General features: G+C 72.0%; 26 protein-coding genes and 1 pseudogene. 9 read left to right on the top strand and 18 right to left on the bottom strand.

The window, feature by feature from the left end; all coding sequences use genetic code 11:
- Positions 1-103 precede the first annotated feature (103 nt).
- From AB0M46_RS03700 to mtfM, 10 genes and pseudogenes are all read right to left on the bottom strand, one after another.
- Entirely contained in the window at positions 104-991 is an 888-nt protein-coding gene (locus tag AB0M46_RS03700; RefSeq protein ID WP_363332688.1) for an alpha/beta hydrolase, read from the bottom strand.
- A gap of 13 nt (positions 992-1,004) precedes the next feature.
- Positions 1,005-1,331, bottom strand: coding sequence for a DUF2516 family protein (locus AB0M46_RS03695; RefSeq protein ID WP_344618146.1), 327 nt, complete (start codon positions 1,329-1,331; stop codon positions 1,005-1,007).
- 66 nt (positions 1,332-1,397) lie between these two features.
- A complete protein-coding gene (locus tag AB0M46_RS03690; protein WP_363332687.1) occupies positions 1,398-1,865 on the bottom strand; it encodes a hypothetical protein in 468 nt (155 codons plus the stop codon).
- A gap of 89 nt (positions 1,866-1,954) precedes the next feature.
- Positions 1,955-2,287: pseudogene (locus AB0M46_RS03685) on the bottom strand (helix-turn-helix domain-containing protein); the annotation flags it as partial.
- Positions 2,288-2,357: 70 nt separating this feature from the next.
- Positions 2,358-3,305, bottom strand: a complete 948-nt coding sequence (locus AB0M46_RS03680; protein WP_363332686.1) for an asparaginase — start codon at positions 3,303-3,305, stop codon at positions 2,358-2,360.
- Positions 3,298-4,131 (bottom strand): 3-keto-5-aminohexanoate cleavage protein, encoded by an 834-nt coding sequence (locus AB0M46_RS03675; protein ID WP_363332685.1) that lies wholly within the window; start codon positions 4,129-4,131, stop codon positions 3,298-3,300. Before AB0M46_RS03675 ends, AB0M46_RS03680 begins: the two co-directional genes overlap by 8 nt.
- Before the next feature lie 42 nt (positions 4,132-4,173).
- Positions 4,174-5,238 carry a folate-binding protein gene (locus AB0M46_RS03670; protein WP_363332684.1) on the bottom strand — a complete coding sequence of 355 codons (1,065 nt, stop codon included), beginning with the start codon at positions 5,236-5,238 and terminating at the stop codon, positions 4,174-4,176.
- Positions 5,232-5,642 carry a transcriptional repressor gene (locus AB0M46_RS03665; protein ID WP_363332712.1) on the bottom strand — a complete coding sequence of 137 codons (411 nt, stop codon included), beginning with the start codon at positions 5,640-5,642 and terminating at the stop codon, positions 5,232-5,234. The genes AB0M46_RS03670 and AB0M46_RS03665 overlap by 7 nt, the downstream gene beginning before the upstream one ends.
- A 25-nt stretch (positions 5,643-5,667) precedes the next feature.
- A complete protein-coding gene (locus AB0M46_RS03660) occupies positions 5,668-6,255 on the bottom strand; it encodes an FABP family protein (protein WP_363332683.1) in 588 nt (195 codons plus the stop codon).
- Complete coding sequence (gene mtfM, locus AB0M46_RS03655) at positions 6,252-6,356, bottom strand: small membrane protein MtfM (RefSeq protein ID WP_275423458.1); 105 nt, start codon at positions 6,354-6,356, stop codon at positions 6,252-6,254. The genes AB0M46_RS03660 and mtfM overlap by 4 nt, the downstream gene beginning before the upstream one ends.
- A gap of 12 nt (positions 6,357-6,368) precedes the next feature.
- Between mtfM and AB0M46_RS03650 the strand changes: the two genes are divergently transcribed.
- Positions 6,369-6,743 (top strand): DsrE family protein, encoded by a 375-nt coding sequence (locus AB0M46_RS03650; protein ID WP_363332682.1) that lies wholly within the window; start codon positions 6,369-6,371, stop codon positions 6,741-6,743.
- Positions 6,744-6,750: 7 nt separating this feature from the next.
- On the opposite strand, the gene AB0M46_RS03645 is transcribed toward AB0M46_RS03650, so the two are convergent.
- The 6 genes from AB0M46_RS03645 to AB0M46_RS03620 all read right to left on the bottom strand — a co-directional run bounded on the left by AB0M46_RS03645 (position 6,751) and on the right by AB0M46_RS03620 (position 11,093).
- The gene (locus AB0M46_RS03645) at positions 6,751-7,536 is read right to left on the bottom strand and encodes a hypothetical protein (protein ID WP_363332681.1); all 786 of its coding nucleotides are present in this window, start codon (positions 7,534-7,536) and stop codon (positions 6,751-6,753) included.
- Positions 7,537-7,653: 117 nt separating this feature from the next.
- Positions 7,654-7,965 (bottom strand): DUF1416 domain-containing protein, encoded by a 312-nt coding sequence (locus AB0M46_RS03640; RefSeq protein ID WP_363332680.1) that lies wholly within the window; start codon positions 7,963-7,965, stop codon positions 7,654-7,656.
- A 19-nt stretch (positions 7,966-7,984) separates the two neighbouring features.
- Entirely contained in the window at positions 7,985-8,836 is an 852-nt protein-coding gene (locus AB0M46_RS03635) for a sulfurtransferase (protein WP_363332679.1), read from the bottom strand.
- Positions 8,837-9,042: 206 nt separating this feature from the next.
- Entirely contained in the window at positions 9,043-9,117 is a 75-nt protein-coding gene (locus AB0M46_RS03630; protein WP_345006453.1) for an Ms5788A family Cys-rich leader peptide, read from the bottom strand.
- Positions 9,118-9,166: 49 nt separating this feature from the next.
- Positions 9,167-9,937, bottom strand: coding sequence for a DUF2993 domain-containing protein (locus AB0M46_RS03625; RefSeq protein WP_363332678.1), 771 nt, complete (start codon positions 9,935-9,937; stop codon positions 9,167-9,169).
- A 115-nt stretch (positions 9,938-10,052) separates the two neighbouring features.
- A complete protein-coding gene (locus AB0M46_RS03620; RefSeq protein ID WP_363332677.1) occupies positions 10,053-11,093 on the bottom strand; it encodes a hypothetical protein in 1,041 nt (346 codons plus the stop codon).
- Between the two features lie 300 nt (positions 11,094-11,393).
- On the opposite strand from AB0M46_RS03620, the gene AB0M46_RS03615 reads away from it, so the two are divergent.
- The 6 genes from AB0M46_RS03615 (at position 11,394) to pstB (ending at position 17,346) form a co-directional block, all read left to right on the top strand.
- On the top strand, positions 11,394-12,095 hold the full coding sequence (locus tag AB0M46_RS03615) for a response regulator transcription factor (protein WP_363332676.1): 702 nt from the start codon (positions 11,394-11,396) through the stop codon (positions 12,093-12,095).
- 46 nt (positions 12,096-12,141) lie between these two features.
- Positions 12,142-13,104, top strand: coding sequence for a mycothiol synthase (gene mshD / locus AB0M46_RS03610; protein WP_363332675.1), 963 nt, complete (start codon positions 12,142-12,144; stop codon positions 13,102-13,104).
- Between the two features lie 240 nt (positions 13,105-13,344).
- Positions 13,345-14,463 (top strand): phosphate ABC transporter substrate-binding protein PstS, encoded by a 1,119-nt coding sequence (gene pstS, locus AB0M46_RS03605; protein WP_363332674.1) that lies wholly within the window; start codon positions 13,345-13,347, stop codon positions 14,461-14,463.
- A gap of 98 nt (positions 14,464-14,561) precedes the next feature.
- Positions 14,562-15,467, top strand: coding sequence for a phosphate ABC transporter permease subunit PstC (pstC, locus tag AB0M46_RS03600; RefSeq protein WP_363332673.1), 906 nt, complete (start codon positions 14,562-14,564; stop codon positions 15,465-15,467).
- The gene (gene pstA / locus AB0M46_RS03595) at positions 15,467-16,555 is read left to right on the top strand and encodes a phosphate ABC transporter permease PstA (RefSeq protein ID WP_363332672.1); all 1,089 of its coding nucleotides are present in this window, start codon (positions 15,467-15,469) and stop codon (positions 16,553-16,555) included. The genes pstC and pstA overlap by 1 nt, the downstream gene beginning before the upstream one ends.
- A 14-nt stretch (positions 16,556-16,569) precedes the next feature.
- Positions 16,570-17,346, top strand: a complete 777-nt coding sequence (pstB, locus tag AB0M46_RS03590) for a phosphate ABC transporter ATP-binding protein PstB (RefSeq protein ID WP_363332671.1) — start codon at positions 16,570-16,572, stop codon at positions 17,344-17,346.
- 9 nt (positions 17,347-17,355) lie between these two features.
- Here the strand turns inward: pstB and AB0M46_RS03585 are convergent, their stop codons facing one another.
- On the bottom strand, positions 17,356-18,132 hold the full coding sequence (locus AB0M46_RS03585; RefSeq protein WP_363332670.1) for an NUDIX hydrolase: 777 nt from the start codon (positions 18,130-18,132) through the stop codon (positions 17,356-17,358).
- Positions 18,133-18,141: 9 nt separating this feature from the next.
- A complete protein-coding gene (locus tag AB0M46_RS03580) occupies positions 18,142-18,582 on the bottom strand; it encodes a hypothetical protein (protein ID WP_363332668.1) in 441 nt (146 codons plus the stop codon).
- A 31-nt stretch (positions 18,583-18,613) separates the two neighbouring features.
- Here AB0M46_RS03580 and AB0M46_RS03575 point away from each other — a divergent pair, with 31 nt between their 5' ends.
- Together AB0M46_RS03575 and AB0M46_RS03570 are read left to right on the top strand one after the other, a co-directional pair.
- Entirely contained in the window at positions 18,614-19,591 is a 978-nt protein-coding gene (locus tag AB0M46_RS03575; protein ID WP_363332667.1) for a Gfo/Idh/MocA family oxidoreductase, read from the top strand.
- Between the two features lie 50 nt (positions 19,592-19,641).
- Positions 19,642-19,968, top strand: a complete 327-nt coding sequence (locus AB0M46_RS03570; RefSeq protein ID WP_363332666.1) for a hypothetical protein — start codon at positions 19,642-19,644, stop codon at positions 19,966-19,968.
- The last annotated feature ends 18 nt before the right edge of the window (positions 19,969-19,986 follow it).

Raw genomic sequence — 19,986 nt, 5'->3', positions numbered from 1 at the left:
GCGAGTCGGGCCCGCCCAGCGAAGTGAGGTCGTCATGCAATACAAGACCCGTCAGTCGCCAATCTGATACATGCCACCGGGTCGGCCGTTCGGCCAGAAACGCTCAGCCGTTCAGGAAGTCAGAGATCCGGCCGCGCAGGTCGGCCCGCTGGGTCCACAGGATGCCGGGGCGGTCGTAGACGTGCAGCTCGGCGCGGGGCAGCGCGGCCGCGAGCTGCTCGGCTACGGCGGCCGGGTGCAGCTCGTCGCCCCGGCAGCCGATCACCAGGCAGTCGGCCCGCACCGCGGCCAGGTCGGCCCGGTCTTCGATCGCGGCCTGCTCGGGCAGGTCGGCCAGGCCCGCGGCCAGGCCGTCGCGCATGAGCTGGTCGAGGCGCTGGCGCAGGAACGCCCAGACCGAGGGCGTGTTGCGCATCTGGGCCGGGATCTCCTGGGAGATCACGTCGGCCACGGCCGCGGCGTCGCCGGCCCCGATCGCCTCCAGCAGCGCGGTGATCCGCTGGTGGGCGGCGGCCGGCCGGGGCGCGTCGAGCACGGCCGGGAGGAAGAACACGGCCCGGTCGAAGCGGCCCGGGTTGTCGGCGAGCAGGCGGGTGAGCGCCCCGGCGCCGAGGCTGACGCCGAGGGCCCGGGTCGCGCCGGCCAGGTCGGCGATCGCCCGCAGGTCGCGGGCCAGATCCTCATACGTCCACGCGCCCGCCGGCGCCGCCGAATGCCCGTGCCCGCGGAACTGGAAGAAGACCTTCCGCCCGCGCACGGCGCTGCCCAGCGGGCGGGTCTCGGCGATGCCGCTGCCCAGCCCGTGTGCGAACACGGTCACGGGCGAGCCCTCGCCGGTCACCAGCTGCTCCAGCTCCACGCCGTGCGGCGTGGCGACGAGCTCGGTCGGCGGGGCCGGGATGGTCGGCCGGCCGGTCTGCGGCCCCCGGGTCACCGGCGGGCGGAACCGGTCGGGGCGCCCGTCGGGTGGGGGCGGCCAGCGGAAGTCCATTACGGGGAGCCCGTCACCAGGAGCCGTGGCCGTCGACCGCGTCGCGCAGGGCGGGCCTGATGTCGAGCAGGTACACCGCGAAGATCCCGGCCGCGATGAGCGAGAAGATGCCGAGATAGCCCAGCAGCAGGTTGGGCGAGATCGCGGTGAGCAGCTCGCCGCCGCCGATCAGGGCCAGCCAGACCGACTTGGACATGGTGCCGATCGCCGGGAATGCGTCGGTGCGCTGCACCACGCAGTGCAGGAAGGCCGCGGCCCCCAGCACCAGGACGAAGATCCACACTGCGATGGAGATGTAGTTCTCGACCTGGGCGTAGAAGATCGGGACGGCACTCACCATGCACCGAGCTTATGCCGAAGCCCCCCGGCCCGTGCGCGACGGTGCCGGAGGGCTCCCGAAAACCCGTTACTTCTTGGTGTCGGCGGCCTTCGGCGCGGCCTTCTTGGCGCTGACCTTCTTGGCCGGCGCCGAGGCGCCGGCCGGCTCCTCCGTCGCCGTGACCTCGGCCGTCACGACCTTGTCGGCCGGCTCGATCTCGACCTTGACCTGGGCGCCGCGGGCGGTGCTGACGACCTTCTCGCCCCGGGCGACGAGGCCGGTGTAGACGGCCACGGCCCGGTCCTGGGCGACCTGGGCGCTGGCCAGCAGGTTGGCCGCGTTGCGCCGGGCCACGCCGCGCAGGGTCCGCAGGTTGTCCTCCGAGACCGCGCCGGCGACCGCCGGGCGCAGCTCCTCGACCCGGGCGCGCAGGTGGGCGACCTGCTCCGGCAGCCTGCGCAGCTGCTGGTACGCCAGGTCGCCGGCCCCGGCCGCGGCGTAGAGCGGGTTGGGGATCTTGCGGGTCGTGCTCTTCGTGGTGGTGTTCACAGTCATTGCGACTCCTCGTGGGAACGTGTCGGCTCCGGCTCGGGCCCCGGCTCGGCGGCGCCGGCGCCGGCGCCGCCTTCGGGGGCCGTCACGTTCCGCGCGTTTTCCCTGCGGAACGTCTCGTAGATCTGGCTGAGCGACTGTTTCTGCGCGACCGTGAGGTCGTTGTCCGCCGCGATCGCGGCGAGCACGTCGTGCCCCTCGCGCTCCAGCAGCCCGGCCCGCAGGTACATCAGCGGGGTCGACACCCGCAGCGCGCTCGCGAGCTGGGCCAGCACCTCGGCGCTCGGTTTGCGTAGTCCGCGCTCGATCTGGCTCAGGTACGGGTTGCTCACCCCCGCCTGCTCGGCGAGCTGGCGGAGCGAGATGCGCGCGTTGCGGCGCAGGTCACGGATGAACCCACCCAGGTCGCGCGGCTCTTCGGTCACGCTTACTGACCGTAGCGCGGACTGCTAACTCTTGCAAGCAAAACGCTAGCGGTAGCTAGCGTGAACCGAATCACCACACCGAGCGAACCACGCCGACCTCGCGCCCGCCCCCGAAAACGAGAACCCGACCCGGAAGGGTCACCCCGAGCCGCCCGAACGCCGCCGCCAGCACCGGCAGCCGCGCCCGCATCCCGCCGTCGTCGACCTTCAGCGCCACCGCGCCCACCCCGGGCAGGGCCGCCGCCGCGACGCCCTCGGCGCCGCCCTTGAGCAGCAGGCCCGGGATCGCGCGCATGAGCCGGGTGTCGTCCTCGGCCGGGTCCTCGCCGGAGACCAGGTGCGGGTGGGCCCGCATGGCGTCGGCCACGGCCCGCTCGTGGCTGCCCTCCGGGGCCGCGACGAGCCGCAGGAAGGCGGCCGCGAGGCCGCGCAGCGACAGCGCGTGCAGCGGCGCCCCGCACCCGTCGACCCCGGTCGCGCCGGCCCGCTCCCCGGCCAGCTCCTCGATCGTGGCGGTCAGCCGCCGTTGCAGTGGGTGATCGGGGTCGAGGTAGGTCTCCAGGGGCCAGCCGTTGGCCTTCGCGGTGCGCAGCATCCCGGCGTGCTTGCCCGAGCAGTTCATGAACAGCGGCTGTCGGCCGTGCCCGGCCCGCACCACCTCGTCGCGGGCGTCCTCGGACAGCGGGTACTCCGCCGGGCAGCGCAGGGCGGAGACGGGGATGTCCGAGTCCGCCAGCAGCCGCAGCACGCCCTCGCGGTGGACGGCCTGCCCGCGGTGGCTGGCCGCCACGAGGGCCAGCTCGGCCTGGCTGACCGCCAGCTCGGCCCGCAGCATCCCGACCGCCTGCATGGGCTTGGCCGAGGAGCGCGGGAACACCGGCCCGAGCACGTCCCCGGCCCAGGCCGCCACCTCGCCGTCGGCGCCCAGCACCACCACCGAGCCGTGGTGGCGGCTCTCCACCACGTCGTTGCGCACCGCCTCGGCGAGGGGCTCGCCGCCGGCGTACAGGTCAGCCATTGGCGATCCCGAGCATCGCGCGGGCGTCGGCCGCGGTCATCGGGGGCCGCTGGGCGAGCCGGGCGAAGCCGCTGGCCCGGGCCACGAGCTGGGCGTTGCTCTCCACAGGCTGGCCCTTGGCGTAGGTCACCGTGTCCTCCATGCCCACCCGCAGGTGCCCGCCGGCGGCGAGGGACGCCAGCAGCACCGGCAGGGAGGTCCGCCCGATCCCGGTGGCCGAGAAGGTGGTGCCCTCGGGCAGGTCGCGCAGCGCCGCCTCGCAGGCGGCGAGCGCCGCCACGGTGCCCGGCATCCCGCCCGGCACGCCCATCACCAGGTCGACGTGGACGTGCCCGCCGGCCGGCAGCCCGTGCTTGTCCAGCAGCCGGCGCAGGGTGGCGAGCTGCCCGAGGTCGAAGATCTCGTACTCCGGCACGATCCCGCGCTCCTGCATGCGGGTGTGCAGCTCGACGATGAAGCCCCAGCGGTTGAGGAACACGTCGTCGCCGAAGTTGACCGTGCCCATGGTGCACGAGGCCATGTCCGGCTGGGCGTCGAGGACCCGCAGGCGGTCGGCCTCCGGATCGGTGACCGCGCCGCCGGTGGACAGCTGCACGATGAGCCCGGTCCCGGCCCGCAGCGCGGCGACCGCCTCCTTGAGCCGGCCGAGGTCGAGGGTCGGCTCCGCGGCGTCGTCGCGCAGGTGGACGTGGACCACGCCGGCCCCCACCGCCTCGCAGTCCCGCGCCGTGGCGACCAGCTCCTCGAGCGTCACGGGCAGCGCGGGCACGTCCGATTTGCGCGATTCCGCGCCGGTCGGAGCCACCGTGATCAACGTCGTTGTCATCACGGCGCTGATCCTGCCATGCCGAGGGTACGGCGGCCCGGGCTAGGCGTCCGGGTCGATGGCGGCGGTGGACGGGCCTACGTGCAGTACCGAATCCGGGGTCAGGTTCTGCTTCACCACCGCCAGCGCGATGGTCCCCAGCTCGTAGTGGCGGGCGGCCGTCCCCACGAAGCCGACCGGCCGGTCGCTGCCGTCCAGCGTGACCGGGGTGTGCCGGGCCGGCAGCTCGTCCGTGGTGATCCCGTCGAGGTGCAGCAGGACCAGCTTGCGCGGCGGGCGGCCCAGGTGGTGCACCCGTGCGATGGTCTCCTGGCCGCGGTAGCAGCCCTTCTCCAGGTGCACGGCCGGCCCGGTCCAGCCCACCTCGGCGGGCAGCGTCCGGTGGTCGGTCTCGAAGCCGGCCCGGGGGCGGCGGGCGGCCACCCGCAGCGCCTCGAAGGCCCAGATCCCGGCCGGCGGCAGCCCGAGCGCGTCGGTGACCTCGGGCACCGTCTGGCGGGGGACCAGCAGGTCGGCGCCGTACGCCATCCGGCGCACCCACCCGCCTCCGGCCAGCGCGGCGGCCGAGTACACCACCGTGGGCCGCGACGGCACGGAGCCGGTGGCGAACTTGGCCTCCGGCACGGGCAGCAGGTCGGGCGGCAGCAGCGGCCCGACGCCGAGGCCGACGAGGGCCTCGGCGGTCTGCGGCCCGACGATCGACAGCAGCGCCCAGTCGGCGGTCACCTCGGCCGGCTCGACCCGCATCAGGAACCGCATCCGCTCCAGGAACCCCAGCAGCCCGGGCGCGTCGCCGGTGTCGAACCAGGTGGCGGTGCCGTCGTCGGTGAGCACGGCGTGGTGCTCCACGTGCCCGTGCGGGGAGAGCACCAGCAGCTCGGAGCCGGTCATCGGGGCGAGCCCGGTGAGGTGCTGGGTGGTCAGGCTGTGCAGCCAGCCCAGCCGGTCCGCGCCCGGGATGGCGAGCACCCCGCGGTGGGAGCGGTCGACCAGCCCCGCCGCGGTGGCCAGGTTCCGCTGCTCGCGGGCCGGGTCGCCGTAGTGGGCCACGGCGCCGGCGTCGGGGTCGGTGGGGTCGAGTGCGGTGACCGGAACGGCGCTCAACATGCTTCTCCTCGGCTCGTCTGGCAGCCACCGCAGAGCCCGAACAGCGCCACGTGCCCGATGTCCAGGCGGAAGCCCCGCTCGGCCAGCAGCTCGCCGGCCAGCCCCGCCAGGGCCGGCGACGGCAGCTCCTGCACCGAGCCGCAGCCCCGGCAGACCAGGTGGGCGTGCTGGTGCTCGTCGACCGCGTGATAGGTCGGCGCGCCGTGCGACAGGTGCGCGTGCGTGATCAGCTCGAGCTCCTCGAGGAGCTCGAGCGTGCGGTACACGGTGGTGATGTTGATGCCGGCCGCCTGCTCGGCGACCGCGGCGTGGATCTGGTCCGGCGTGGCGTGCCGAAGCCGGTAGACCGCCTCCAGCACGAGCTGGCGCGGCGCGGTGAGCCGCAGCCCGCGCGACCGGAGCATCTCCGCGAGGTCCACGAGAACCAATCTATCCCGCGACGCGCTCCAGGCGCGCCGACAGGTGAGGCTGCAGCGGCTCGCCCATCGCGGCCAGATCGAAGGTGTACAGCAGGGCGCCCTCGACGATGCCGTAGAGGCGCTGCCCGCCACGGACCTCCTTGGCCGTGGCCGTGCGCCCGATGCCGTCGGTGGCCATCTGCCACTGCGTGGTGCCCCGGGCCAGGCCGGCGTAGAGCTCCACGACCCCGGTCGGCGCGGAGAGCAGGATCTCCAGCTCGTCGGTGGCCTTGCCGTCCTTCATGACCGGCCGCCACCAGCCGACCTCGCGCTGTGCGGGCCGGATCGGGTTCGCGTCCGCGTCGATGATCCACGCCCGCGACTCGTAGAACAGGAACGGCCGCCCGTCGTGGCTGAACCGGACCTCCTGCCCGAAGTGGAAGCCCTCGATCGTCGGGTAGTCACCCTGCCCGCGACCCCGCCACACCCCGACCAGCGGCAGCAGTCCCAGCAGTGCCGGATGCAGCTCCGGCCCTTGCCGCAGGTCGTGCGACTCCTCGTACGGATACTCCCCGACCGGAGCCAACCCCGCCCACGGCGGCGGCTGCACGTCAGTCACCAACGCCCCCTCGACACCCGAACCGCGACATAGATCAGGCCGCCGGCCAGCGCGCCCATGCCGGCGACCAGCAGGCTCACGAACCCGATCTCCGTAACCATTACGCGAATCCTATGCTGCCAACCATGGCTCGTTCTCTCGTCGTCAAGGCAACCGCTGGATCGGACGCCCCGGAGCGCTGCTCGCAGGCCTTCACCGTGGCCGCGACGGCCGTGGCGGGCGGCGTGCCCACCTCGCTGTGGCTGACCGGGGACTCGGCGTGGTTCGCGCTGCCGGGCCGCGCCGCGGAGTTCGCGCTGCCGCACGCGGCCCCGCTGGAGGACCTGCTGGAGGCGATCCTGGCCGGCGGCACGGTGACCGTCTGCACACAGTGCGCGGCGCGCCGGGGCATCGGCCCGGACGACGTCATCCCCGGGATCCGGATCGCGGGAGCGGCGACATTCGTCGAGGAAGCCCTGCAGGACGACGCGCAGGCGCTCGTCTATTAGCGGCGCGCTAGCAGCCCGTTGTCGAGCTGATCACCAGGGAGTCGTTCTCCACGCGCAGGGCCAGGCCGGCCGCTCCCGCGCGGTACGCGAACACCCTCGGCTCGTCGAGCACGACCGCCGGGGCGGGCACGGTCGTGCGGGCCGCGGCGCCGTCGCCCGAGGTGACCGCCTCGACGGTCCACAGGGCGCCCCCGGACGAGCAGGTGAGCCGGTGCGTGCGCCACTGCGAGGCCTCCTTGCCCAGCGTGTCCAGCACGGCCTGGACCGGCGCGCGGCTGGCGTGCTCGGCCGGCGGGGTGGCCTCCGCGACGGGCGCGTCCTGCGGCCGGCAGCCGGTGTCGGCGGTGAAGCGCAGCTGGCCGGGCGAGGGGACGCTGCCGCGGACCGCGACGAAGTTGCCCGCGTCGGCGCTGAGCAGGTCCGTCGGGCCGTTGTGGACCACCTCGGCCTTGAACGCCGCCGGCAGCCCCGCCTTGACGTGGTCGAGGGTGGCGCCTTCGGTGCTTTTCTTGACGTACACGGTGAGATCGCGGACGAACCGCGTGCCCTCCCGGGCCGAGGTCACCCGGCAGCTCGCCTCCGTGCGCCGGTAGCCGCCCAGCACCGCGACCGTGCCCGCCGGGTCGAGGGTCGCGTAGATCTGCCCCAGCGCGCCGTCCACGGTCGGCAGGGCGTCGGCGATCGTGGTCTGCTCGCGGGCCGTCGGTCGCTCGTTGGCCTGCGACCACAGCGCGAACCCGGCCACGGCCGCGGCCCAGGCGACGACTCCGGTGACGATCCAGCGGCGCTTCACGGCCGCCATCCTCCCAGCCGCAAAGCGTGACGCCGCCCGCCGGGGTTGGGCCCGGCGAACGGCGTCACGTTTGTGCTGGCAAAGCTTTTTGCGGGCGTGGGCCAGCAGGCTTCCCCGTCAGCCGACGGAGACGGGGACCTCGTTGATGCCGCGGTCGGCGGCCACGGTGGCGTCGCCGTTGCCCTTGCTGGACAGAGCGCGCAGCGTCCAGTTGCCCGGCGCGGCGAAGAACCGGAACTGCCCGGCCGCCGAGGTGACGACCTCGGCGGTGAACTCGCCGGTCGAGTCGAGCAGGCGCACGAAGGCGCCCTCGACCGGGCCGTCGCCGGAGCTGACGATGCCGGTGATGACGGTTTCCTTGGCGACGTCGACGCTCGCCGGGATCGGCGCGCTCTGGTCGGGGGCGGCGCAGCTGTCAGTGGTGCTCATATCGAATTCCCTAGCTCTCTCAGGCCTGGCCGGGCTCGTCGCCCAGCGCCACCGGCACGCCGACCAGCGAGCCGTACTCGGTCCACGAACCGTCGTAGTTGCGCACGTCGTCGTGGCCGAGGATCTCCTTCAGCACGAACCAGCTGTGCGAGGAGCGCTCGCCGATGCGGCAGTACGCGATGGTCGGCTTGTCGTTGTCGAGGCCGGCCGCGCCGTAGATCTCGCGCAGGTCGTCATCCGACTTGAACGTGCCGTCCTCGTTCGCGGCCTTGCTCCACGGCACCGAGATCGCGGTCGGGATGTGGCCCGGGCGCTGCGACTGCTCCTGCGGGAGGTGGGCCGGGGCGAGAAGGCGACCGGCGAACTCGTCGGGGGAGCGCACGTCGACCAGGTTGTAGGAGCCGATGGACTTGATCACGTCGTCGCGGAAGGCGCGGATCGACAGGTCCTGGTCGTGCACCGCGGTGTAGGTGGTGGCCGGGCGGTTGACCTCGTCCTTGTTCAGCGGGCGGGCGTCGAGCTCCCACTTCTTGCGGCCGCCGTCGAGCAGCTTGACGTCGCCGTGGCCGTAGAGCTTGAAGTACCAGTACGCATACGCCGCGAACCAGTTGTTGTTGCCGCCGTAGAGCACGACGATGTCGTCGTTGCCGATGCCCTTGCTGGACAGCAGCGCCTCGAACTGCTCCTTGTTGACGAAGTCCCGGCGGACCTGGTCCTGCAGCTCGGTCTTCCAGTTGATCTTGACGGCGCCGGGGATGTGGCCGCCGTCGTAGGCGGTGGTGTCCTCGTCGACCTCGACGAACACGAGGCCTGGCGTCTCGAGGTTCTGCTCGGCCCAGTCGGCCGTGACCAGGGCGGATTCGCGACTCATGGGTGTTCTCTCTCCCAGGAACGAAAGGTTTGTGGGTTCGAGTCGCCACACGGGTAGGAAGCCGCGCGCGACCCGAGGGGGACGGATCACGGTTTCGGCGATGGGTCTGTGGAAAGCCTGCGGACGGGTTGCTCGCCGGCCAGACCCACCGGTCTGGGGCGCCGCTGCCTCGAGCCGTTACAGGAGCACGCTGCAGGGCCGCACCATCAAGGGCGGCAACACAGGCAGGTGGCCACGCGGCACAGGTCGACCGCGCGCCGTCTGGTGAGCAGCATGCTCATGGTCTGGCAGCCTAGCATCGCCGAGCGTGTCCGCCCAGCGTCCGCTGGGTCACTGCCCGGTCAGCTTGACGTCCGCGGCCGAAGCGGTGATCAGGAGTCCGGCGTCGGTGGTCGTGACGGAGTTGACCACGAGGTTGTACGGCAGCCCCGGCAGCTTGACCGTGACCTGCAACCGGTTCTGGTACTGCTTGATGGCCTGGTTGACCTGCGCCGGCAGGTTTCCCTTGTCGGTCGTGACGGACTCGAGCTTGAGCCGCACCTTCCCCGTCTCCACGATCATGCTGCCCGTGGCGACGAGCGTCACGCTGAGTCCCTGGAACGTCAGCGGCGCCCGCATCTCGATCTTATTGTTGACCACCTTGAGGTCCACCTGCGAGGGGTCGATCGAGGCGGGCAGCCCCGCCACCTCGAGCAGCGGCCGCACGTTCTCCCAGCTCATGGTCGCGTTCCCGGACACCACGCCGGCCGTGACGTCGCCCTTGCCGTTGATCAGATCCATCGCGTCGGCCTTGACCGAGCGGGCATCCACGGTGAGGGTGTCGAGCTTGACGCTGTTCACCTGGGGCTTGTCGAGCTTGATGGTGATGTCCCGGTACTCGCCCGCGATCACCTGCGTCAGGAACGGGAACCCGGTGACCTTGACGTCGGGCTCGCCCTGGTACGTCACGTCGTTGGCGGCCAGCTGTGCCTTGGTCTCCTTCGTGATCCGGTCCTCCGCCACCCCGACCGCGATCCGGTCGACGACGGCGAGCACCCCGATCAGAATGATCGCCAGCACGGCCAGCGTAATACCGATCTTGGCCCCTCGCGTCGCCGCCACTGCGCCCCCTCCGGTTCCGAATTCCAGCCCGTCTACCCATGCACGAGGATTTCGTACCCCCACCACCGAGGCGACCCTCGCCCCCAACTTTGGCGCGAATCCGCGAGGGGCGCGCTCAGAGGATGAGGAGGGTGCTCGCGACGTACGCGGCCGGAGCGGCGAAGGCGAACGCGCCGATCGGGCCCTGGATGTGCCGGGCCAGCCACAGGGCCGGCTCGTCGCCGTCGATGATCCGGCTGGCCTCGGCGTAGCCCACCGACAGGTCGACCATCACCGCGACGATGGCGGTGGCCAGGCCGGCCAGGGCGCTCGGCAGGGGGCTCAGGCCGGCCAGGTAGTGGCCGATGGTCCCGGCGGCCGCGGTGCCCATCATGGCGCCCAGAACCACGCCGGCGCCGCCGCGCGGGACCTGGGGCGCGATGCGGGGCAGCGGGGCCACGGCGTCGGTGAACCGGGCGATGAACAGGGCCAGGCCGGCGGCGGCCAGGCAGGCGACGATGGCCTGGGTGCCGTGCGGGATGCGGCCCAGCACGATCAGGCTGGCGAAGGAGACCACGCCCAGGGTGACGATCAGCGACGAGCCCAGCGACTCGGTGACCCGCTGGCGGCCGGCCGGGCGGGTCAGCTGGCCGACGACGCCGATGATGAAGCCGCCGGCGGTGACGTACGCCAGCGGGGCCAGCGTCGCCTCGTGGGTCAGCACCGCGGCGGCGTCGGTCCCGATGGCCACGGCGATGCCCACGGCGCCCACGACGCGCGGGGCCGGCGGGCGGCTGGCGATCGTCCAGACGGCGACGAAGAGGGCCTGGACGCCGAACATGACCACGGCGTAGGACTCGTGTCGCGTCTGGGCGCCGACGATCAGGGCGATGGCGACCAGGGCGGCGAAGCCTGCCACGCCGGCGGAGACCAGCCGGCGGACCTTCGGCAGCGGGGCGCCGGGCTCGCCGTCGTCCCGCGGATCACCCGGCCGGGGCTCACCGTCTGGGTGGGGGTCGTCGGGGTGGGGTCCGTCAGGGTGGGGGAGGCCGGCGGTCTCGTCGGGGGTGGCGCCCGCGCGGCCGCGCCGGTCGCGCCGGTCGCGCCGGCGGGGGGCCGGCTCGGCGGCCGGGGGCCAGGCGCCGGAGTCCTCGGCGGGCGACGGGGTTGCGGGCACGCTCCGATCGTGCCAGAACCGGACGGTAACGGGCTCGCCGGGGAGCGCCCGCCCGCGTGGGCGCGTTGTCCAGGGGGCGTTTTCCATAGCACGTTGCCGGAAACGGTAGGGTGTGGCTCACCCAACTGTCTCGAACTGCGGTTCGACCGGTCGCAAAACGTGAAGACTCCGATAGTCTCGAAGCGGGATAGACCCACTGCCTCCCGCCAGAGTTGCCGGGGACGATATCGAGCCGCCGCCCTGCCGAGGGGCGCCACAGCGCCCGTCCCGATAGGCGCGCCGCGGCCACGGAGGTGACTCGTGGAGATTCTGCTGCTGACCGCGGCCCCAGCGGGGCAGGTAGTCCTCCCGGGACTCGACCTGCTGCCCCACACGGTGCGCACCGCTCCCCGTGACGTCCGGACCCTGGTGAGCGGACCCAGCCCCGACGCCGTCGTCGTCGACGCCCGCACCGAGCTGGCCGACGCCCGCGCGACGTGCCGGATGCTGCACGCCACCGGGCTGGGTGTCCCGCTGCTCGCCGTGGTCACCGAGGCCGGGCTCGTCGCGCTGCACGCCGACTGGGGCCTCGACGACGTCATCCTCGCCACCGCCGGGCCGGCCGAGATCGAGGCGCGGCTGCGCCTCGCCGTCGGGCGCCTGAACTCCGCCGCGGCGGCCAGCGGCGGCATGATCAAGGCGGGCGAGCTCACCATCGACCCGGACACCTACGCCGCGAAGCTCAAGGGCCGCCCGCTCGACCTCACCTACAAGGAGTTCGAGCTGCTGAAGTTCCTGGCCCAGCACCCGGGCCGGGTGTTCACCCGCGACCAGCTGCTGCGCGAGGTGTGGGGCTACGACTACTTCGGCGGCACCCGGACGGTCGACGTCCACGTGCGGCGGCTGCGGGCCAAGCTCGGCTCCGAGTACGAGTCGATGATCGGCACCGTGCGGCAGGTCGGCTACAAGTTCGTCGTCCCGCCCGCCCGCCCGCTCCCCGACTCCGAGCCGGTCCGGGTCTGAGGCCCGGCGTAAGGCCCCGATCGGGTTCAGGGCCTAACCTGGTCGCATGATCCCTCCGTCTGCGGTCCGCCGCGCCGATCACCTTTCCCCGGACGAGGTCGAGCAGGTGCTCACCCTGATGCGGGCGGCCGGTGACACCGATGGCGCGCTGCCGCTGTCCGAGCACGTCGTGCTGCACGTCCGGCACGGGGGCGAGGCTCTCGCGGTACACCTGCTGGCTCTTGACCCTGCGAGCCACCAGATCGTCGGCTATGCGCACGTCGACACCACCGACTCGGTCGAGGGTGCCTCGGCGGAGCTCGTCGTGCACCCGCTGCACCGCCGCCGCGGGCTGGGCCGCGCCCTCGTCACGGAGGCGATGGCGGTTGCCGACGAGCGGGCCGGCGGCCGGCTGCGGCTGTGGGCGCACGGCGACCACCCGTCCGCCTCGGCGCTGGCCATCCGGCTCGGCTTCGACCGCGTTCGGGTGCTGCTGCAGCTGCGGCGCTCGCTCCTCGCGCCGCTGGACGAGGTCGCACTGCCCGACGGCCTGCGCCTGCGCGCGTTCCGGCCGGGGGAGGACGACGAGGCCTGGCTCGCGCTGAACTCGGCCGCCTTCGCCGAGCACCCCGAGCAGGGCAAGTGGACGCTGGAGGACCTGCGGGTGCGGCTGCGCGAGCCGTGGTTCGAGGCGGCCGGGTTCCTGCTGGCCGAGGACGAGGACGGCCGGCTGCTCGGCTTCCACTGGACGAAGGTCCACGGGGAGGAGCACACCGACCCGCACGACGGCGAGGAGTCGCACGCCCAGGAGCCGATCGGCGAGGTGTACATCCTCGGGGTGGACCCGCAGGCCCAGGCGAGGAAGCTCGGCCGGGCGCTGACCCTCGCCGGCCTGTGGCACCTGCGCAACCGGGGGCTGGCTCAGGTCATGCTGTACGTCGACGAGAGCAACACCAGGGCGGTCGCGCTCTACCAGGGGCTCGGGTTCGTCCGGTGGTCGAATGACGTATCGTTTCAGCGCAATTTGTGACGGCGGTCGCGGATAAAACGGACACCATGCATCACCGCTGGGCAGTTCACCCAATGGCCAACTCGCCTCCGACCAGGCGTCACGTCCAGCCCGATACCTGTTCACCCCTCGTTCACTCGCCTCCGGAGGCGTGGTTACCTCACCCTCATAGCGTCCCTTCAAGTCGACGACCTGCGTCGGCCTTCCCGACACCTCCCCAGGCAACGGAAGTCGGTCTACCCCCCCGACGAAGGGACCGCAGTGAACCTCAAGCGGCACGGCATTATCGCCGGCATCGCGCTCACCGCGACGCTCGCGCTCGCCGCGTGCGGCTCGGACAACAACGAACCCTCCACTCCGTCCACGGGCGGTCCCAGCGGCGGCACCGCCGCGGGCCCGACGTGTGCGAGCGGCTCACTTACAGCTCAGGGCTCCACCGCGCAGGCCAACGCCATGGCCGAGTGGGTCAAGGCCTACCAGCAGAAGTGCAGCGGTGCCCAGATCAACTACCAGGGCACCGCGTCCGGCGCCGGCATCACCGCGTTCCAGGGCGGCACGGCCGACTTCGCCGGCTCCGACTCTGCGCTCAAGGACGGCGAAGAGGTCACCAAGGCCAACGCCCGCTGCACCGGCGGCGCGGCCCTGAACCTGCCGATGGTCACCGGTCCGATCGCGATTGCCTACAACCTCGAGGGCGTCAAGGACCTGCAGCTCAAGCCGGACACGCTGGCCAAGATCTTCTCGGGTGCGGTCAAGACCTGGGACGACGCCGCCATCAAGGCCGACAACCCGAACGCGACCCTCCCGGCGACCCCGATCCTCGCCGTGCACCGCGGTGACTCGTCGGGCACCACCGACAACTTCACCAAGTACCTGAGCGCCACCGCGCCGAGCGCGTGGACCTTCGGTAACGACAAGGTGTGGAAGGCCCCGGGCGGCCAGGGCGAGCAGAAGTCGGACGGCGTTGCCGGCGCGATCAAGCGCTCCGCCGGTGCCATCGGCTACGTCGAGCTCTCCTTCGCCAAGACCAACTCGCTGGCCACGGCCAAGGTGCAGAACGGCGCCGGTGAGTTCACCGCGCTGACCGGCGCGTCGGCCGGCAAGACCATCGAGGGCGCGAAGATCACCGGCACCGGTGACGACCTCAAGCTGTCGATCGACTACAAGACCACCACGGCGGGCGCGTACCCGATCGTCCTGGTCACCTACGAGATCGTCTGCAGCAAGGGCAACCAGGCCGACAAGCTGCCGCTGCTGAAGGGCTTCCTGGGCTACACGGTCAGCACCGACGGCCAGGCGACCCTCGAGAAGCTGGGCTACGCCCCGCTGCCCGAGACGGTCCGCGCGAAGGTCGAAGCCTCGATCAAGAACCTGGCCTGACAGGAACATCGTTGAGCCAGCAGACTCAGCCCGCCACCTCCGCCGGTTCGACCGGCGGAGGTGGCGGTCTTCCGCCACGTAAGCGTTTCAGCGGGGACATGGTCTTCCGCTGGGCCGCGACCGCGTCCGGCTCGATGGTGCTCGTCATCATCGCGGCCATCGCCGCCTTCCTGATCGTCAAGGCCATCCCGGCGATCCAGAAGGACGACTCGAACTTCTTCACCACCAAGGAGTGGTTCACCGACGGCGACCATCCGAAGTTCGGCATCGCGGCGACGGCGTTCGGCACGGTGCTGACCGCGGCGATCGCCCTGCTGCTGTCGGTGCCGGTGGCGCTGGGCATCGCGCTGTGCCTCTCGCACTACGCGCACCGCCGGGTCGCCAGCATCCTGGGCTTCGTGATCGACCTGCTGGCGGCCGTGCCGAGCGTGGTGTTCGGCCTCTGGGGCCGGGACTACTTCTTCGACCCGATCACCAACCTGTCGAAGTGGCTGCACGACGTGGCCGGCTGGCTGCCGATCTTCGGCAGCGAGGGCCCGTACGGCAAGGGCATCCTGCTGGGCTCGATCGTGCTGGCGATCATGATCCTGCCGATCGTCACCTCGCTGTCCCGCGAGGTGTTCCTGCAGACGCCGCCGGAGAACCAGGAGGCGGCCCTCGCCCTCGGCTCGACCAAGTGGGAGATGATCCGCACCGCGGTGCTGCCCTACGGCCGCGCCGGCATCATCGCCTCCGTCATGCTCGGCCTCGGCCGCGCGCTCGGCGAGACGATCGCGCTGGCACTCACCCTGGGCGCCGTGTTCAAGATCGACTTCGACCTGCTCGGCTCGAACGGCGTGACGATCGCCTCCAACATCGCCAGCCGGTTCGGCGAGGCCAACGAGTTCGGCCGGAGCGCCCTCATCGCCTCCGGTCTCGTGCTGTTCACCATCACGCTCGTCGTCAACATGGCCGCTCGCGCGATCATCTACCGGCGTCGTGAGTTCGTGGGAGGCTCTGCGTAATGGCCGTCGATTCCCCCGCGCGCACCCTGGGCGTGTCCGACGCGTCCCAGCTGCGGACCAAGACGCTGCCGACGTGGTCGCCCTGGGCGGTCGCGGTGGCGGCGATCGCCGTGTCGTTCGTGCTGATCAAGCTCACCGGCGCGGGCGGCTTCGTCCTCACCGGTGTCGTCGCGGCGGTGCTCTTCGTGCTCTTCATGGGCCTCGCGGCGACCATCGTGGAAGGCGGGCGCTCGGCCCGCAACCGCATGGCCACGGTGCTGATCTACGGCACGTTCATCCTGGCGCTGCTGCCGCTGCTGTCGGTGGTCTGGGTGCTGATCAGCAAGGGTAGCGCCCGGCTGGACGGGGACTTCTTCAACGCGTCGATGAACAACATCGGCCCGTTCGACTCCAACGGCGGCGCGTACCACGCGATCATCGGCACCCTTGAGCAGGCCGGCATCGCGACGCTCATCACGGTGCCGCTGGGCATCCTCGGCGCGGTCTACATCGTGGAGTACGGCCGCGGCTGGCTCGCCGGCGCGATCCGCTTCTTCGTCGACGTCATGACCGGTATCCCGTCGATCGTCGCGGGCCTGTTCATCCTGTCGTTCTGGGTGTTCACGATCACGCCGCTGTACAGCTCCGACGGCCACCCGCACTACTCGGGCCTCGCCGCGGGCCTGGCGCTCAGCGTGCTCATGCTCCCGACCGTGGTCCGCTCGAGCGAGGAGATGCTGCGGCTGGTGCCGACGGCGTTGCGGGAGGGCTCCTACGCGCTCGGCGTGCCCAAGTGGAAGACGATCACCAGCATCGTGCTGCCGACGGCCGGCCCCGGCATCGTCACGGGTGTCATGCTCGCGGTGGCGCGTGCCTGTGGTGAGACGGCTCCCGTCCTGCTCGTCGCCGGCGGTGCCGACGCGATCAACTTCAACCTGTTCGACGGCAACCAGTCGTCGCTGTCGCTGTTCGTGTACCAGCAGGCCGGTGTCGCCTCGGAGTTCGCTCCCGGGCGGACCTGGACTGCGGCCCTCACCCTGGTCGTGCTGGTGCTGGCCCTCACCGTCGCGGCGAAGCTGCTGGCCCGCCGTAACAAGCTCGCCCGATAACACTGGAGCCCCCCATGGCGAAACGGATCGAAGCCCACGGCGTCACGTCGTACTACGGCTCGTTCAAAGCGATCGACGGCGTCTCGATGACCATCGAGCCGAAGTCGGTCACCGCGCTGATCGGCCCGTCGGGCTGCGGCAAGTCCACGTTCCTGCGGTCCATCAACCGGATGCACGAGGTGCTGCCCAACGCGCGGATCGAGGGCAGGCTCCTCATCGACGGGCAGAATGTCTACGACCGCGACGTCGACGTCACGGCCGTGCGCCGGATGATCGGCATGGTCTTCCAGCGCCCCAACCCGTTCCCCACGATGTCGATCTTCGAGAACGTCGTCGCCGGCCTCAAGCTCAACGGCATCAAGAAGAAGTCGGTCCTCGAAGAGGTTGCGGAGAAGGCGCTGCGCAGCGCGAACCTCTGGAACGAGGTCAAGGACCGGCTGGGCCGCCCCGGCGCGGGCCTGTCCGGCGGTCAGCAGCAGCGGCTGTGCATCGCCCGGACGATCGCCGTCGAGCCGCAGGTCGTCCTCATGGACGAGCCGTGCTCCGCCCTCGACCCGATCTCGACGCTGGCGATCGAGGACCTGATCACCGAGCTGAAGAACCAGTACACGATCGTGATCGTCACGCACAACATGCAGCAGGCGGCCCGCGTCTCGGACCGCACCGGGTTCTTCTCGATCGACAAGACCGGTGAGCCGGGCCGGCTCATCGAGTACGACGACACCGCCAAGATCTTCACCAACCCCTCGGTGAAGAAGACCGAGGACTACATCACGGGCCGCTTCGGCTAGAGCCGGATTTCAAGCGGTGGGGCGGATGGCGTCGGCCGGATTGCGGGCCGGCGCCGCCGCCAGGACCGCCGTGATGCTGCCCGCCTCCGCGAGATCCATCAGGGTGACCCGCGTCGGGGGCAGCATCGTGTAGCGCCCGTCGGCGGCGTCGCCCGGTGCGCACCAGACGGTCTCGTCGGCCTCGCCGCCCACGTCCCGGGTCACCTGGCCGCCCGGCAGCCGGGCCAGGAAGAAGTACGTGTCGAAGCGCCGGGGCTCGAACTCCGGCGTGATCCAGCGCGACCACGGCACGAGCAGGTCGCTGTGCAGCACCAGCCCGCGCGCGTTCAGGAACTCGGCGAAGCCCAGCTCCCGCGCGATGAGCGCCAGCCGCGCCGCCTCCCACTCCGCCCCGCTCACGTCGCCGACGACCGTCTCGGGGCCGGGCCCGGCCAGCAGTACGCCGGACTCCTCGAACACCTCGCGGACCGCCGCGCAGACGATGGAGCGGGCGATCGCCTCGTCGACCCCCAGCCGCGCCGCCCACTCCTGCGGGGACGGCCCGGCCCAGGCCGGGTGCACGGCCGAGTCGCGCGGGTCGACGCCGCCGCCCGGGAAGGCGTACATCGAGGCGGCGAACGCCATCGTCGCCACCCGCCGGATCAGGTAGGCCTGCAGGCCGGCCCCGGGCGGTTCGCGCAGCAGCACGACGGTGCTGGCCAGTCGCGGCTCGACGGGCACGCCGCCCTCCGCGGCGAAGCGCCGGGCCTGCTCGGCCAGTGCGGGCGGCAGCGGAATCTCGGGCATGGGCTCACGTTACGGTGTCGCCTCGTGGCCGGGCCGGCCGTGGGTGCGGCGGCGCTCCTTCATCTCGGCCTCGAACAGGTGGCGGCGGCCGCCGGCGAACCGCTCGCGGGCCTCGCGGTCGAGCTCGCGAAACAGCGCGTAGTACCCGTCGTCGAACTCCTCCACCAGCTGGAAGGTCCACCGCCCGGCGACCACGTTGCACCCGATCAGCTCGCGTTCGACCCGGTCGGCGAACTCGCCGTGCCCGGCCGCGCGCAGCAGGGCCACGGCGTCGTCGAGCATGAGGTCGGCGTGGCCGATGAGCTGGTGGAGGTCGTACAGGCGGCCGCGGGCCCGCTCGACGGTCTCCAGGGCCTCGCTGAGCTTGCCCAGCGCCTCGACCGTCCCGTCGCAGACGCCGGCCGGGCGGGTGTGTGCCGCGTCCGGGCCGTTCGCGTGCTCGTCGCTCATGGGCTTACTGGTACCCACCTAAGCTACGGCCATGAGTGATCGCATCCGTTGGGGCATCCTGTCGACCGGCGCCATCGCCGCCACCTTCGCCGAGGACCTCCGGTTGCTGCCGGACGCGGAGCTGGCCGCGGTCGGCTCCCGCACCGCCGAGTCGGCCGAGCGCTTCGCCGCCGCCCACGGCGTGGCCCGGGCCCACGGCTCGTGGCGGGCCCTGGTCGAGGACCCGGAGGTCGACGCGATCTACGTGGCCACCCCGCACAGCGCGCACTACGAGGCGGCCCTGCTGGCGCTGCGGGCCGGCAAGGCGACCCTGTGCGAGAAGCCCTTCACGCTCGCTGTGCCCGAGTCGGAGGCGCTGGTGGCGGCGGCCCGCGAGGGCGGAGTGTTCCTCATGGAGGCCATGTGGATGCGCTGCATCCCGGCGATCCGGCGGATGGCCGAGGTGGTCCGCGACGGCGCGATCGGCGACGTGATCTCGGTGCACGCCGACTTCGGCATCCAGGGGCCCTTCCCGGAGACGTCCCGGCTGCGCGACCGGCGGCTCGGCGGCGGCGCGCTCTACGACGTGGGCATCTACCCGGTGACCTTCGCGCACCTGTTCCTGGGCGCGCCGAGCAGCGTGCAGGCATGGGCCCGGATGAGCGCCGGCGGTGTGGACGAGAACACCGGCATGCTGTTCGGCTACGACGGCGGCGGGGTGGCCGCGCTGAGCTGCTCGCTGCTCGGCGACTCGGCCCGGCGGGGCGTGGTCACCGGGACGCTCGGGCGCATCGAGGTCGAGCGCGACTTCTTCCACCCGCACGGCTTCACGCTGTGGCGGGGCGCCGACGCGGAGGCGTTCGACCTGGCCTACGAGGGGCACGGCTACCAGTTCGAGGCGGCCGAGGTGCATCGCTGCCTGCGTGAAGGGCTGCTGGAGAGCCCGCTGGTGCCGCTGGCCGAGACCCTGGACATTCTGCGCGTTCTGTCCTCGGTGTCCGGAATTATCGGACTTGACTATTCGAGCTGAAAGCTGAAGCGGGGCGGACACACGGTGTCCCCGTCGCTACTGTGCGCCGTATGGTGCAGCTGATCCGGGCCGACCCGGACGCGTTGATCAAACTGGCCGACGCCTGCCTGACGGCCGCCGACGACCTCGGCGCGCACTACCGCACGCGGTTCGGCGAGCTGTCGCCGCCGGCGGCCGCCTTCGGCACGCTGGCGGCCTCGCGCAGCGCGGCCCGGCTGGCCGCGGCGCTGCAGCTGGACGCCCAGGCCGCGATCCGCACCCACGTGCAGGTTCTGGAGGGCGACGCCGACCGGCTGGTGCAGGCGGCCTTCGCCTACGCCGAGGCCGACGACCTCGCCCGCGAAGGCCTCGGCGGGTCCCGCCGGGCCGCGGCGTGAGGGGCCCGGCGATGACCA

The sequence above is a fragment of the Dactylosporangium sp. NPDC051485 genome (assembly GCF_040682015.1).
Classification (GTDB): Bacteria; Actinomycetota; Actinomycetes; order Mycobacteriales; family Micromonosporaceae; genus Dactylosporangium.
Note: the sequence above shows the minus strand (reverse complement) of the source record. Positions and strands in the feature narration are given on the sequence as shown.